General features: G+C 56.6%; 16 protein-coding genes and 1 pseudogene. 8 read left to right on the forward strand and 9 right to left on the reverse strand.

Annotated features, from left to right (window positions below):
- Positions 1-103: 103 nt before the first annotated feature.
- Positions 104-292, reverse strand: coding sequence for a hypothetical protein (locus JTY93_RS27430; RefSeq protein WP_130898273.1), 189 nt, complete (start codon positions 290-292; stop codon positions 104-106).
- Positions 293-560: 268 nt separating this feature from the next.
- Between JTY93_RS27430 and JTY93_RS27435 the strand changes: the two genes are divergently transcribed.
- The 6 genes from JTY93_RS27435 to JTY93_RS27460 all read left to right on the forward strand — a co-directional run bounded on the left by JTY93_RS27435 (position 561) and on the right by JTY93_RS27460 (position 5,952).
- Entirely contained in the window at positions 561-2,321 is a 1,761-nt protein-coding gene (locus JTY93_RS27435) for a PRTRC system ParB family protein (protein ID WP_038448153.1), read from the forward strand.
- Between the two features lie 14 nt (positions 2,322-2,335).
- Positions 2,336-2,794 (forward strand): hypothetical protein, encoded by a 459-nt coding sequence (locus JTY93_RS27440; protein ID WP_038445900.1) that lies wholly within the window; start codon positions 2,336-2,338, stop codon positions 2,792-2,794.
- An 11-nt stretch (positions 2,795-2,805) separates the two neighbouring features.
- Positions 2,806-3,018, forward strand: a complete 213-nt coding sequence (locus JTY93_RS27445; protein ID WP_038445898.1) for a PRTRC system protein C — start codon at positions 2,806-2,808, stop codon at positions 3,016-3,018.
- 195 nt (positions 3,019-3,213) lie between these two features.
- Positions 3,214-4,488, forward strand: a complete 1,275-nt coding sequence (locus JTY93_RS27450; protein ID WP_169899105.1) for a hypothetical protein — start codon at positions 3,214-3,216, stop codon at positions 4,486-4,488.
- Entirely contained in the window at positions 4,478-5,179 is a 702-nt protein-coding gene (locus tag JTY93_RS27455; RefSeq protein WP_169990626.1) for a hypothetical protein, read from the forward strand. The genes JTY93_RS27450 and JTY93_RS27455 overlap by 11 nt, the downstream gene beginning before the upstream one ends.
- Positions 5,179-5,952, forward strand: coding sequence for a PRTRC system ThiF family protein (locus JTY93_RS27460; protein WP_038445892.1), 774 nt, complete (start codon positions 5,179-5,181; stop codon positions 5,950-5,952). Before JTY93_RS27455 ends, JTY93_RS27460 begins: the two co-directional genes overlap by 1 nt.
- A 1-nt stretch (position 5,953) precedes the next feature.
- Here JTY93_RS27460 and JTY93_RS27465 read toward each other — a convergent pair whose 3' ends face one another.
- A complete protein-coding gene (locus JTY93_RS27465; protein WP_038445891.1) occupies positions 5,954-6,253 on the reverse strand; it encodes a helix-turn-helix domain-containing protein in 300 nt (99 codons plus the stop codon).
- Between the two features lie 130 nt (positions 6,254-6,383).
- Here JTY93_RS27465 and JTY93_RS27470 point away from each other — a divergent pair, with 130 nt between their 5' ends.
- Complete coding sequence (locus JTY93_RS27470; RefSeq protein ID WP_038445889.1) at positions 6,384-6,806, forward strand: hypothetical protein; 423 nt, start codon at positions 6,384-6,386, stop codon at positions 6,804-6,806.
- On the opposite strand, the pseudogene JTY93_RS27475 reads toward JTY93_RS27470, so the two are convergent.
- The 7 genes and pseudogenes from JTY93_RS27475 to cadR form a co-directional block, all read right to left on the reverse strand.
- Positions 6,783-8,318: pseudogene (locus JTY93_RS27475) on the reverse strand (Tn3 family transposase); the annotation flags it as partial. The gene JTY93_RS27470 and the pseudogene JTY93_RS27475 sit on opposite strands and share 24 nt — an antisense overlap.
- Positions 8,319-8,597: 279 nt before the next feature.
- Complete coding sequence (locus tag JTY93_RS27480) at positions 8,598-9,464, reverse strand: sterol desaturase family protein (protein ID WP_024015049.1); 867 nt, start codon at positions 9,462-9,464, stop codon at positions 8,598-8,600.
- Between the two features lie 68 nt (positions 9,465-9,532).
- Positions 9,533-10,279, reverse strand: a complete 747-nt coding sequence (locus tag JTY93_RS27485) for a helix-turn-helix transcriptional regulator (protein ID WP_024015048.1) — start codon at positions 10,277-10,279, stop codon at positions 9,533-9,535.
- Positions 10,279-10,788: a signal peptidase II gene (gene lspA, locus JTY93_RS27490; protein WP_003452327.1), complete on the reverse strand. Its 510-nt coding sequence runs from the start codon at positions 10,786-10,788 to the stop codon at positions 10,279-10,281. The genes JTY93_RS27485 and lspA overlap by 1 nt, the downstream gene beginning before the upstream one ends.
- Positions 10,785-11,132, reverse strand: a complete 348-nt coding sequence (locus JTY93_RS27495) for a DUF3703 domain-containing protein (protein WP_024015047.1) — start codon at positions 11,130-11,132, stop codon at positions 10,785-10,787. The genes lspA and JTY93_RS27495 overlap by 4 nt, the downstream gene beginning before the upstream one ends.
- Positions 11,133-11,237: 105 nt before the next feature.
- Positions 11,238-12,388 (reverse strand): IS3 family transposase gene (locus JTY93_RS27500; protein WP_088500423.1). Its coding sequence is split into 2 segments (ribosomal slippage): positions 11,238-12,154 and positions 12,154-12,388, totalling 1,152 coding nucleotides; the frame shifts between segments, so codons are not numbered across the junction.
- Between the two features lie 108 nt (positions 12,389-12,496).
- Positions 12,497-12,904: a Cd(II)/Pb(II)-responsive transcriptional regulator gene (gene cadR / locus JTY93_RS27505; protein ID WP_024015046.1), complete on the reverse strand. Its 408-nt coding sequence runs from the start codon at positions 12,902-12,904 to the stop codon at positions 12,497-12,499.
- Positions 12,905-13,004: 100 nt separating this feature from the next.
- On the opposite strand from cadR, the gene JTY93_RS27510 reads away from it, so the two are divergent.
- A complete protein-coding gene (locus JTY93_RS27510; protein WP_033902376.1) occupies positions 13,005-13,898 on the forward strand; it encodes a cation efflux transmembrane domain-containing protein in 894 nt (297 codons plus the stop codon).
- The last annotated feature ends 124 nt before the right edge of the window (positions 13,899-14,022 follow it).

Genomic DNA, 14,022 nt, shown 5'->3' on the forward strand with positions numbered 1-14,022 from the left:
CACAGGAGGCTATCGCCAGGGAGGGACCAAAAGATTCGTTTTCAGGACGCTGGAGCGACAGATTTACTTGCGTCGTCCCGATCCACCCACAACAAACTCCTCATCAGATCGGCATTATCCCAAGGGAAAAGAGCATCCCAACCAAGGAGCCAGTCAGAACTGAAAACGAGAAGGTGAGGTCGCGGAGCATTCGATGTTTCTTGCTCATCCGTCGCGTCAGCACCGCTCCACAACATGCACCGACCAGCAGCCAGCCGAGAAAAATAGCCACTTTTATCTTGAGGTCGGACATTGCAATGACTGCATATGATTCCGAGGAATCAGCGAGTGCATATGAAACTGGCATAGCGATGAGTGCCAGAACGAGAGCGGATTTTTTCATTCAATTTGAGCAGACGTCTGCTCCCCCTACTTGTGAAGCAAGAAATATATCTACTCCCCCCGAAGTTGGTTCCTGCTTTCAGCCACTATTTGCGCCCGAATTTAACGACACCCTTAGCGCTTGGGATTTTCCGTGAATGAGGGAAGCTGAACTCATTGCAAACACGGAGTTTAGCCAAGTGAATCAGCAACTAGCCCAAATCCTCCCCCTCGGCCGCATCCGCAGGAACCCGCAAATTGACCCGCGCAAAGGCCGGAAGAAGTCCGCTTATGAGCAACTGGTGCGTTCTATCAGTGCCAAGGGCATTATCCAGCCGATTCTGGTGAGGCCAGTAAGCGATGACCCGAACTTCGACCATGAGGTGGTCGCAGGCAACCGGCGCTGGACGGCGGCCCACGATGCGGGCTTGATCGAGGTTCCCGCCCTGATCCGTGCTATGAGCGATCAGGAAGCGCGGTTGATCGCCGCACTGGAGAACCAGGTGCGGGCGGACCTGACACCAATAGAAGAAGCCCAGCATGCCGTAATCTTGCTGGAGGACATGGCCAACGACCACTTGGCGGTGATGAAGGCGCTGGATTGGTCTAGAACCAAGCTCGACAGCCGTCTGCTGCTGGCCCATGCCTGTGATGAAGTTGCCGATGCCTTGCTGGAGGAGCAGATCAAGATTGGGCATGCCGAATTGCTATGCCGTCTCCCCGCTTCCGATCAAGCGGGCATTCTGTTGAAGATCATCGAGAAGAACTATTCAGTCGAGCAGACCAGAGCACGCCTGTTAGAGCTGACGCGGGATGTTTCGACTGCGCGTTTTGATACCACGGAATGCCGGAGTTGCATCCACAACTCGGGCGCGAATGCTGATTTGTTCGAAGCAAGCCTTGGGGCGTCTCGCTGCCAGAACTCCGTCTGCTGGAACCGGAAGACCGAGCAGCTAATTTCTGTTCGGTTGATTGAGGCGCAAGAGGAGCACGCGGTAGTTCACAGCGAGCTAAATCTCGCCAAGGACTCATACGTCAAGCTCGTAGCACGGGGTGATGATGGTGTAGGAGAACAACAGGCAGCGGCATGCGCTACCTGTGCAAGCTTCGGCGCAGTGGTCACGGTGTCGAGGGGGCGCGAAGGCGATGTGATCGGTGGCATGTGCTTCAACAAGCCTTGCCACAAGGAGAAAACCGCCGTGTACAAAGCCGCACTAGCCTCCTTATCGAACACAGCACCATCCACATCTGCCGGGACCGCTGCCGGGGGAACACCGGCCAAGCCGAAAGCCGCAAGCGCTAAGCCCACCCAGGTGAAGAAGTCAATACGCCGTGTCGCCTTCGACCTCTACGCTCGTATGAGCAAGCAAGCTGTCCTCAATGATCGCTCGCTAGCGCTGGCAGTTGCCATCGTCAGCATGTACTTCGAAATGCGCAGCGACCTCAAGAGTGAGGTGCGCGCACCGATGGAGAAGGCGATGGGCGTCACAAGCTCCCTGATGCCAACGGCCCGCGCCGATGCCGAGATTCGGCTTGCGCAACTTGGAGAGGAGAAACTCCTCACTTTCATGGGAAGCATGGCTGCCGCCTCGCTATTCCGCACAGATAACGCAGACGCATTTGAGAAGTCTGTTTCGGGTGCTCAGTCGCTCAAGTTCATGGAGTACGCCCAAGTCGATCCGGCCAAAGGTTTCGCCATGAACGAGACCTATCTCAAGGCTCAGGTGAAGGCGGGCATCATCGAAGATTGCAAGCGCTCAGGCTTTGCCACCGCCTACAACGAGGTGAAGGGCGAAAAGGCTTTTGAGGGGCTGACCACCGGCAAGGCAAGCGTTCTGATCGACGCAGTGTTGGCCTTCAAAGAGTTCAACTGGTTGGGTTATTTGCCGCCTGCGTTAGAACTATCGGTACAGGGCGGGAAGAAACCCGCTCCCCAGCAGTCCGAATCGACCCAAGCCTGACAGGGAGCATCATCATGCAATCCACGTTTTTATCCGTTATGGCCGCTGCATTGGCGGGCACTCAACACCGCGTCAATGTCGCCATCGAAAACGCGTCCGCCGACACGTTGAAGGTGATGATTACCGCTGACCTCGGCCCCACTCCTGAAAAGGCATCGGAACCCGAAGTGCAGCTTCGGGCCGCCATGTGCCGCCCGCTGATCTTGGTAGGAAGCGCTTTAGAAATCGAGGAGGCGCTGATGAAGCGCCTCACCCAGCAAGTCCAGGCCCTGAATGAGGGTATGAGCCTGCTGGAGCAAATCCGCTCGATTGGTGCGACCGTACAGTCGAAAGCTACCGTGCCAGCTCCAGTGGAGGCAGAACCGGCTGACCTTGACATTGAGCCAACTGGAACCGATGCACAGGTAGGAGGTGGTTCGGGTGCATCGAGCAACTCAGACGAGCCTACCCTGAACCTCGCGGGCTCTTTCTAGGAGTTGGACTCATGGCACTTATTGAAATTTCTCTCGCCCGCGTTTTCCGCTACGGCGGACGCGACCTCGCCGATCCGCAGCCCGACATGGCAGTGACTGACGTGCTGAAACACTATGCCCGTCAGTTCCCAAAGCTTAACGGAGCGAAAATTATCGACCCCATTGTGGAGAATGACAGCTATGTCTACGAGTTCCGAGACGGCGGATTCGGCGCAAAAGGTTGACCCACTCGAAGTCCTTAAGGCGTGGGAGCGTGGCGAAATCGATCGCCACCTCCCATCCGGTATCGAACCCGATTGTTTAGACCACCAGCAGAGACAAAGGCTATGGAAGTTGCTGTCATCCCCCGCCAACCAGGGCACTATCGACTTCCAACTGCCGCGCTGAGCCCCCTTAGCTTGCCGAGTATCGGGTCTGCGATGCGCAACGCGCAGGCCCGACTTTTTAGCGATAACGGCGTGGGGTTGGTTGATCATCGCGGTCATAGCATGCTGTGCCGGGAGGCGCTGCAAGCCGGTCTGGTTGGCGATAGCGCCATTGAGTGGCTTCGGCAGTATCCAAATAGCTACGGCCTCCACCGCCTCACTGGTGAGGTTGTGCGGCACCTTAGTACGTCATTTCGCATCAGCGACAAAGGGCTGTTTCCACAGGGTGACGTCCTGCTGAATCGGCTGAATACCCCATACGTCGATCCAGTTGAGACGGCGTCCTACGCATTAGCTGCGATAGACGCAGGGTTAGTCGGCCTCGATGCTCTTGCCCCTCACATTGAGGCTGGCACTGACGGCGCTGGCAGGATAATGGCGGAGATGGAGCGCTCGTTGATCAGCCGGGTCAAGTTGCCCGTTGCCGTCGAGAAGGCGTTTTCCTTCGGAATTCAGGATGGTCATTTCATTCTGGAGTCGTGTTGCTTCGCTGATTTCACAGTCCAAGCGCCAGCAAGCTTGGAACTCCGAGTGCTTCTTTTCAAGACACTCGACGCGATGACTCGCCACCTACTGCCGTTCCACACGCCAATGACCTTCTTGGGGCAATTTAGCTACTTCAATCATGGGCTTTCAGAGGCTTACGAGGAGCTGGCCCCGCGTTTGGCTACACACACGAGAGAAGATCTTTGCACGTTCTTGTTGGACGAATCGGTCGAGCATGAGGAATACATCGCTGAATATTTCTACTGCAATGGCCAAGATGAGGATGCGGTAAACACCTTGATCGATTCTGTCTACGAGATGGGCGAGTTGAAACAGGTAGCTGGAGCCAGCCTCAGTCAGGGAGATAGGGCAGAAATTTTGGAGCTTCACGAGCAGGCACGGCAAATCAGTGAGCGCGATGACGATCACCGCGCGCTGGTGCAAGTGCTGGGGGAAGCTTTGCATCACTGCCTGGAGCAGGAGGCTAATGAATCACTCAAGGGGTTCCATCCTTCTGATTTCCCAGGCACAGCCGGTGATGGCGTAACCCTTTTCGAGAGCATTCTGGTTCGCCTGACTAGGGATTTCCCGAATCTGGAGCAGAGTAGCAATGACGGATTTGACGGCATCGTCGGCGGCTCTGGCTTCCCAGCCATCGGATTACCGCTGAACCCTGAGCAATTGCGATCCGTCACTCTGCCAGTTCTAGATGCGCTATCTCTGACCTTGGGTCTGTTGCAGCGAATCGCCGACGCTTTAGAGGAATGCTGTAATGCTGAGTGAAAATGTTTCGAGCAAGGCCATGCTGATACACCACCACAGTCAGACTGGCGTGGTTTCCGTCACAAGTCATAGCGTCATCCCGCTGGAAGATGGTAAGGCCGGCTTCACGCTTGGTGCTGGCAGGGCCTTTAGCTCCTATGACAAAACCGAACTGGCTGCTTTGCTGTTGAATGAGGATTCGGGGGCGGAATTTCTGCCAGAGAGATATCTGTTCAGCTCACGCACAGTGTTGACCTGGTACCGCCGACCCGGCCTTCACGATATTCCGTTCCGTGATGAGCGCATCCGCGCCCCCTTGCCAGGGTTGATCTTCATCGCAGCGGCAAATCAATCTTTCCGTTGCTTTGCGTTCAAAGGTAATCAGCGCCCGACACCGGACACAGAACTGTTCTATGCCCCGCTGGGGAATGTGTATGAGGGTGGGACATTCTGCACCGGCAGCGGCAACGTTCCCCGCGATGTTCGACGTGAAAATATTCCGGCATGGGAGAACTTCGTGCTTGAGAGCGAAAACATACACAGCGGCACGATTGAGCCGGTGGCGGGCTGCCGCTCCTTTGAGCGATTGAAGGAGTTCTATCGAGCATTGAACGAGAAAGGATCGAAGCGGTTCCCAGCCTCGAAACTGGTTTCTGCTGGTTCTTACCGTGGCCCGCTGTCGCTTGCGCAGGCTATCAAAGGGGGTGAGTAATGAGCGTTCATCCGATCACAGCTAAACAATTACCAATCTATAAGACGCCAGCGTCGTGGCTTGAACGCGCACCCCGAATTTTGGTTATTGGAGCGGGCGGCAATGGCAGCGAGGTAGTTGATGCGCTGGCCAGCTTCCATCATGCACTTCGTTCTCTAGGACACCCAAAAGGCTTGGATGTCACCGTCATTGACGATGCCATCGTGCGCGAGCCTAACCTCGTGCGTCAGCGTTTCTGGCCGTGCGATTTGGGCCAATACAAGTCAATCAGCTTGGTGAATCGTTACAACCTCATGCTGGGTACTACTTGGGTGGCCCTGCCCTTCCGGTTCCCTAGTCATGAGAGCAAAGAAGTGATCCGCGCTGCCGACGTGATCATTTCCGCCGTTGACCTTCCTTCTGCGCGCCGCGCAATTGCCAGCAGCCCTCTCCTACCCCGAAATTGCATGTGGCTTGACCTGGGCAACGAGGCACGCCATGGGCAGGTTGTGTTCGGAGCCGCGCACGTAGACAAGCGGAGCATCTATCCCAACGTAATGGATGCTTATCCGGAAATCGGAACGCTCGAGGATGACACGAAGAAGTCCTGCTCAGTAGCGGAAGCCATTCGCTCGCAGGACTGCTTGGTCAACCGGGCAGTTACGACTGCCGGAATGAGTATTGTGTGGGAGTTGCTACGAACGGGGGAAACTGACAAGCACTGGATCACCGTGGATCTGGCGTCCGGTTGCCAAAATGCATTTCCGTTCCCTGCTGTTCAGCACTGCGCCTAAATCAACGGCCACCGCCTTCGCATTGATCCAGTTGCTGCTCCATCTGCGATATCAGGTAAGCAGCTTTAACATCGAGCGCTTTGGACAATCTCATGATCAGGGGAAGCGTGGGGAGGCTCTCCCCACGCTCAATTTTTCCCAGGTGCGCCCGCTCCACCCTAGCCAGGAGAGAAAGTTTCTCCTGGGCCAGGCCCGATTTTAGGCGTTCTTCGCGCACAACGTTACCGAAAGCTTTTGCTACCCGAGGGTCAAAGCTCGATTTTCCTGCCGGTCGCCCGCGTGTTGGTGGTCGCTTCTCCATAGACAGAAGCGTTATCGGCAGGAACAATTAAAACCACGTTTAAGAATACCCATTTTACTGGATACGCTATTGCTTCAGTGGTTCGCCGATCTGCTTACTTGCTTACCACCTCGGCAAAAGGAACATGCATATGAACCGAGTTACTAACTCCATCCCCCAGCATTTGCTGGAGCTTTATCATGAATTGAGCGCATCGCGGGCTACCCTTCTTGCATTGATTGAGTCCGAGGGAACCGGCATTCATCGTCGTTCGTTGGTCCAGATTGACCGCATGATTGCGGAGATTTTTTTCCCGGTTGGGTTTGTTGTGTACCAGGAGAGTGAGGATTTGGCCTTGGCCGAGGCTGCACGACCAAATCAGACAGGTCTAGCGTGGTGTGTGATCAGTTGCGAGCGCGACGTTCGGGTGCTGCTGTGTCATGAAACCAAGGAGGAGAATTTGCTTACGATTGAACAGGTCATCACCGGCTATGCGCTGGTACCAAATCATCTACCTGGGGAGCCTACAGAATTCGGAAAAAATCGTACGCTAAGGTTTTCCGACCTGTCGTAGCGGCCTAAATTTCCCGTCTTCTAGCTTGCGGCTCTGCCGCCAAACGTATTCGCCGGTCAGGTTGATGTGCTCCCAGCCCAGCGGCGACAGATATTGATACAGGTCGGTGTTCACCGGTTTTCCGGCGTCTGTCAGCCCTTGAGTGGCACGTTCCAGGTAGACCGTGTTCCACAGCACTATTGCAGCAGTTACCAAGTTGAGGCCGCTGGCTCGGTAGCGCTGCTGCTCGAAGCTCCGATCCCTAATTTCACCGAGACGGTTGAAGAACACCGCTCTGGCCAAGGAGTTGCGCGCCTCGCCTTTGTTCAGCCCTGCATGCACGCGACGGCGCAGCTCGACACTTTGCAGCCAATCCAGAATGAACAGCGTGCGCTCGATCCGGCCCAACTCCCGCAGGGCGACGGCCAGGCCGTTCTGGCGTGGATAGCTGCCCAGCTTACGCAACATCAGCGAGGCGGTGACAGTGCCTTGCCTGATCGATGCTGCCAGACGCAGAATTTCGCCCCAGTGAGCGCGGACGTGCTTGATGTTCAGGGTGCCGCCGATCATTGGCCTCAGTGTCGGGTAGTCCTGGACGCTCTGTGGCACATACAGCTTGGTTTCGCCCAGGTCGCGGATGCGCGGCGCAAAGCGAAAGCCCAGCAGGTGCATCAACGCGAAGACGTGATCGGTAAAACCTGCCGTGTCGGTGTAGTGCTCCTCGATCCGCAGATCCGACTCGTGATACAGCAGACCATCGAGCACGTAGGTCGAATCCCGTACACCGACATTCACCACGCGGGTGCTGAACGGCGCGTACTGGTCGGAGATATGGGTATAGAACAGTCGTCCTGGTTCATTGCCGTACTTCGGGTTGACGTGCCCAGTGCTCTCGCCTCGTCCACCTGCACGGAAGCGCTGGCCATCGGAGGAGGATGTGGTGCCGTCCCCCCAATTGGTGGCAAAGGTGTGATGGAGCTGGCTGTTGACCAGTTCGGCGAGCGCCGCCGAGTAGGTTTCGTCGCGGATGTGCCACGCTTGCAGCCAAGACAGCTTGGCGTAGGTCATACCCGGACTCGAGTCGGCCATCTTGGTCAATCCAATGTTGATGGCATCGCCGAGGATCGCGGACAGTAGCAGTGTCCGATCTTTGGCCTGGGCACCATCCTTCAGGTGGGTAAAGTGACGTGTGAACCCTGTCCACTCATCCACATCCATCAACAGTTCGGTGATCTTGATGCGCGGCAGTAACTGACTGGTCTTGTCAATCAGCGCCTGGGCGGTATCCGGCACCGCCAAATCCAGCGGCGTGATCTTCAGTCCGGACTCGGTGAGGATGGCGTCGGGGAGTTCGTTGTCCTTGGCCAGCTTGGCGACGGTCGCCAGTTGCTCATCCAGCAACTGCAAGCGCTCTTCCAGGTACTGGTCGCTATTTGGGTTGATCGCCAATGGCAGCGCCTGTTTCTGCTTGAGCGCGGCAAACGTCGCGGGCGGTATCAGGTAATTGTAACGGCTTGCAAACGAAAACGTCCCGACCTGCAATCAATACGATTTTCGACCGGAATTAACTGCGACTGACCGGCCCGGCAAACCAGTATTAGCTGCGAATGAACCTGCATTTATCCGCGCTGACCTGCATTCCATGGCTACCAACCAGCATTAATTGCAAATGACGGGGCTTATAGGTAGTGAATCGATTGCCTCGTTAGAGCGCATGTCTGCTTGGCATGCGGGAACATCTAGTCTCTTCCGCCCACGAGCCAGATCATTCCAGGCAAACACATGGGGCCTACAGCTTTGAGGCCCACTACGCTATGTGCGGGCTCGGTCTCGCCCAAAGGGTTCGGTCAACTGACCAAGGTAACCCTTGGGATAGTCCCTCTCACGCAAGCCGACATTGGCGTCGCCCTGCTTTCCTGTACTGTCGTAGAACGTCCCGAATAGCCGATCCCACACCATCAGAAATTCGCCGCAGTTCACCTGGGCATCTTCGAAGTCGCGCTTGTGGTGCCAACGATGAATTTCAGCCACCCCGATGACATGGCGCAGCCAACCCAGCCGGTAATCCAGGTTCGAGTGCTGAAAGCCCAAGTGAACGGTCAGAATGCCGAACCAGGTGGCAACCACTGCCGAAGGCGCGCCGGATGCAAACAGCAGCACCAATCCCGGGCCAGCCATGAGCATCGCATGTAGGGGATGCCGGCGCTCCCCATTCATCCAGTACAAGCGCTCGGCGCTGTGGTGAATCATGTGAAAACGCCACAGCCAGGGTACGTGGTGGCTGATGCGGTGCATGGCATACAGGCTCAGATCGAGCACGACGGCGACCAGCAGCAGCTGAACCCAAAGTGGACTCTCGACTGGGAAGAGACGAACTGTAGCCGGCACTGCATCGCCCAGCCTGGCCAGGATTTCGGCGGTGAACTGGATGACGGAAAGATTCACCAGCATATGCACCAGGTCGGTCAGGGTGTCCTGGTGATCCTCCAGCCAGCCCTCCCGGAAAGGCTGGATACGCTCCAGCCCCGCGACGGCCAATAGACCGACTGCGGCTACCAAGGGTGTGCTGGGCCAGTACGGCACCCCGGCGTACAAGGCCCAGACCATGAAGGCGGCGCTGCCACCAAACACGAGCGGATAGCTCAACCAGCGTAGGGCGAATCGAAGAGAAGTGGACATCGCTCAGCTCCTATGTAGAGAGCCTTCACGGTAGGTGCAGAGGACGACGTTCGACTTGAACGAAAGAGCTATGACTTCTGGAGATCGACCGCAGCCAGGGCGGAGGACGGATCGATGCCCAGCAGCGCCCTGAATGTCCGGGAGAAATGCGCCGAGTCGGAAAAACCTGCCGCATGCGCGGCTTCGGTCAGCCGTCCCCCTTTGGCCAGGTGTTGCAGGGCTTGGGTGAGGCGCAGCCATTTGACATAGCTGCGCAACGGCAGGCCGGTTTGCTCCACGAACCAATGGGAAAAACGCGTGGGTGACAAATGCACCAACGCGGCCATTGCCTCACGCCCCATTTGGCCTTCGCGCAGCGCTGCGGTGACCTTGGTCAAGCGCGGATCAGGGATTGGTGGATCGGCAAGCCGCAACAGCCGACGTACCTGCGCCTGCAACTGGACAGGCGAATGCCCCGACGCCCTCAGTGCCTCGACCATCGCAGCAATATCGGCCGCTACGATCTCCATCAGCCTCACGGCTCCGCTCACCCGCAAGGCACGCGCCTCATCGGACAGCACATCCAGGTAGATCGACAGGACATGCCCAGCACTGAGCCGGTGCTTCAAGCCTGCCGGAATCAAGATGGCAGCCCCAGATTGCCCACCCAACGGCGTTTCAACCGTTATCGCGGCGTCGAGCCCCACTGCAATTTGATGTGCTTGATGATGGTGCCAATCCTGGTGGGCGGCATGGCCGAGAAAGACGCCGATACCGGGGCCGACCCAGGCATGGCCTGACCAGCGAGCCACTTCTGCGGCATCCGAGCTTCGCATTATCTGCCCCGGTCCAGTTCCGCGCTTGGACTCAGCACACTGCTCAGGAGCAACATGGCGGCACCGCCCACGATGCCGATGTCCGCCAAGTTGAATGCAGGCCAATGCCAGGATTGCCAGAAAAAATCCAGATAGTCGATCACATGGCCTCGGAAGCTGCGATCGATCAGATTCCCCACTGCCCCTCCCAGTATGAGGCTATAGCCCAGCGCTTCGAGCTTGGCCCTGGGCTTACGCAAGAGCAACGCGAGCCCAATCGAAACAACCAGTGCGAGGAGAATGAAGAAGTAGCGCTGCCAACCGCCCGCGTCAGCTAGGAAGCTGAACGCTGCGCCGGTATTCCAGAAATGGACCAGATTGAAGACTGGGGTCAGAGGAACCACGGCGCCGACCGAGAGCGAACCCTCAATTACATATTTGATCGCCTGGTCGGCCAGGGCAACGGCTAGCGATAGCGTCCACCAGAGCCCGGGAGTGATACGGTGCGCCATTCCAAGTGGCGATTTCATTGTTTCGCTCCCTGAAACAGTCGCTGCAATCCGGGTGAGACGGGCATCGGCGCGAATGCACTGATCCTCGCGCGTCCGGTATTGCCGAGCGGTACCCAGATCTTCGAGAACAACACGGCAGCGATGATCCGTGGTGCTTGGCCGAACATTTCCCGGTAGTCGCGCAACTGCCAGCCAGCCCTTAGCATCAACCAATGGCTCCGCGCATGCAGGACGGGCATGTGCTGGCTCAAGATGTGGGCGCGCTCGAGCCAGGGGAATGCCTCGGTTGGCGCCTTTTCACGGAGTGCTGTCCTTGCCTGGAAAAAGGCTTCATCGATGGCATTGCGGAGGGCGGTATTCATCTGGAACTCACTTGCGCAGCAGTTGGAAGGCCATGATTCTGGGCCGATCGTGCAAGTGAACACCCTGTAGCCGCTATAGGGTCAAGCTGAATCGCCCCGGGTTTCCTAGACACTCTCCAGGCTCGCTGCGTAACGCTTTTCAAACTCTACCGGTGACAGCTGATTGTTGAAACTGTGGCGTCGTTTTGGGTTGTAAAACATCTCGATGTAATCGAACACATCATCCCGAGCATCCTGGCGTGTAGTGTAGATTTTACGCTTGATCCGCTCCCGCTTTAGCAGCTGGAAAAAGCTCTCCGCCACAGCGTTGTCGTGGCAGTTACCTCGACGACTCATGCTGGCTACCAGGTTGTTAGCTTTCAAGAAGCTTCGCCAGTCTGAGCTGCTGTACTGACTGCCTTGATCCGAGTGGATCATCACCTCTTGCTTCGGCTTACGTCTCCAAACCGCCATCAGCAGTGCATCAATGGCTACGTCGCTGGTCATCTGCGACTTCATTGACCAACCAATGATCTGGCGTGAAAACAGATCGAGCACCACGGCCAAATACAGCCAGCCTTCATATGTTCGGATGTAGGTAATGTCTGTGACCCAGACTTTGTTGGGTTCTCTGACATCGAATTGGCGCTTCAGTAAGTTCGGTGAGGCAACGGCTGGTTTACCGCCATATTTTCCCGGCCTCCGTCGATACCCAGTCTGAGAACGTAAACCTTCAAGGCGCATCAACCTAGCTACCCGGTGACGGCCACAGCTCTCACCAACCTCTCGCAGGTCATCATGGATCTTGCGATAGCCATAAACACCACCGCTTTCCAACCAGGAGTGTTTGATCAGTCCAAGCAGTCGCTGATCGTCCTTGGCTCGCGCAGATTTTGGTTCTGATAGCCACGCGTAGTAGCCGCTGGGATGAACCTTGAGCGTCAGGCAAAGCCGTCGAATCGCGTAATGACCCGCTTGCTGCTTAATAAAGGCGTACTTCAGCCGCACTCCTTGGCAAAGTACGCGGCGGCCTTTTTTAAGATGTCTCGCTCCTCCGTCACCCGTTTCAGCTCGGCCCGTAGACGACGAACCTCAGCGCTCTGATCATCCTCCTCAACGCGCTGTTCCTGGGGCTTGGTGTAGCGCTTAACCCAGGCATAGAGGCTGTGCACGGACACACCCAATCGTGCAGCCACCTCCGAGACAGGAAGCTTCTTTTCGGTCACTTGTTTGACCGCCTGGATTTTGAATTCTTCGGGATATCGCTGGTTGCTCATGGCACCTCCTAATGGGCCTCATTTTAAGGCTTGGAGGTGTCTACGAAACTAGGGGCGATTCAAGCTCTACGCTTTGAGCAGAAGCGAATGGCACTTTTCTAGCGCGCCTTATGGAAGCCGTTTGCCTCCCTCCACTAGACCCGAAAGTATTCCGCAGTCCAGGCTTTGTCGTTCGTCATCGCAGCAGCTGCGTAACGTCACCAACTGGTTTTCCAGGGCTTGCAAGGATGCGATCTGGGCCCTGACCTGGGCGATATGGCTATCAAGCAGCGTATTGACCGCCGCGCACGGTTGCTGCGGCTGTGCTTGAACGCTCTGCAAAACACCAATTTCGTCCAACGACATGCCAAAGGACCGGCAACGGCGGATGAACAGCAGTTTCTCCACATGATCCGCTTCGTAGGCTCGGTAGCCATTTGCCTGGCGATTGGGCGATGCAAGCAGGCCCTGGCGCTCATAGAAACGAATGGTCTGAATGTCCGCTCCCGTCAGCTGTGCAAGTTGACCAATGCGCATAGGCTGCTCCTCGATAAACAGCCAGTATATCCAGGCTTGACCCTATACCTGCTATATGGTTTTCAATTGCCAGAATTGAACCTGATAGGAGAGGCGGATCATGAGCTCGTGTGAAAAATCCTGTGGCTGCGGTTCAGTGTCAGCGCCTGCTGAAGCAGCGAGCGCGCCCTCGACCGAAGGAGCCTGGGTCAGCCATTTTTCTGTACCCAAGATGGATTGCCCTTCGGAAGAGCGAATGATTCGGCTCGCGCTGAATAGCTTGCCTGAGCTTCGTTCGTTGTCCTTTGATCTGAGCAGCAGGCAGGTACTCGCTTTCCATGACGGGGCGGTTGACCCAATCACTACCAAGCTGGAGTCCCTGGGTCTAGGGGCAGCGCTACTGGGGACTCAACCAGCTAGTCAGGAAGCAGCCTCGACCAATCGCGCTGATGAGGAATTAGCGGCGTCGAAAGAGGCGAGCACCCTGAAAATTTTGCTCGGCATCAACGCTGCCATGTTTGTTATCGAGATGGGCGCAGGGTTGATCGCTCAGTCGACGGGCCTTATTGCCGACTCGCTGGACATGTTTGCGGATGCTGCCGTCTATGGCTTGGCTCTCTTTGCCGTCGGCCGCAGTGCACAGCTGCAAGTTCGCGCTGCGCACCTGGCGGGTTTCTTTCAGATCCTGTTGGCACTGGGCGTACTCGTGGAGGTGGCTAGACGCTTCCACTATGGCAGCGAACCTGAGTCGATGCTGATGATGGGGATTGGCTTAGTTGCACTCGTCGCAAACGCCAGCTGTCTCTTGATGATCTATGGCCATCGCGAAGGCGGTGCACACATGAAAGCGAGCTGGATTTTTTCGGCCAACGATGTGCTCGCGAACATTGGCGTTATCGTCGCCGGCGCGCTGGTTGCGTGGACGGGCTCTCCCTACCCAGACTTGGTGATTGGTACGGTCGTTGGCCTCATCGTATTGAACGGTGCGCGCCGAATCCTGGCATTGAAAGCCTGACCAACCGATCCTGTATTCCATCGCGATGGGCTCACTTTCTACAAGTGAACATCAATGGTACGGACAGTCCAATAAACCTTCGTTTGATAGACGCCTCTGGCGAGGTGTGCTGGGTGCACTCCTG

The sequence above is a fragment of the Pseudomonas hygromyciniae genome (genome assembly GCF_016925675.1).
GTDB classification, from domain to species: domain Bacteria; phylum Pseudomonadota; class Gammaproteobacteria; order Pseudomonadales; family Pseudomonadaceae; genus Aquipseudomonas; species Aquipseudomonas hygromyciniae.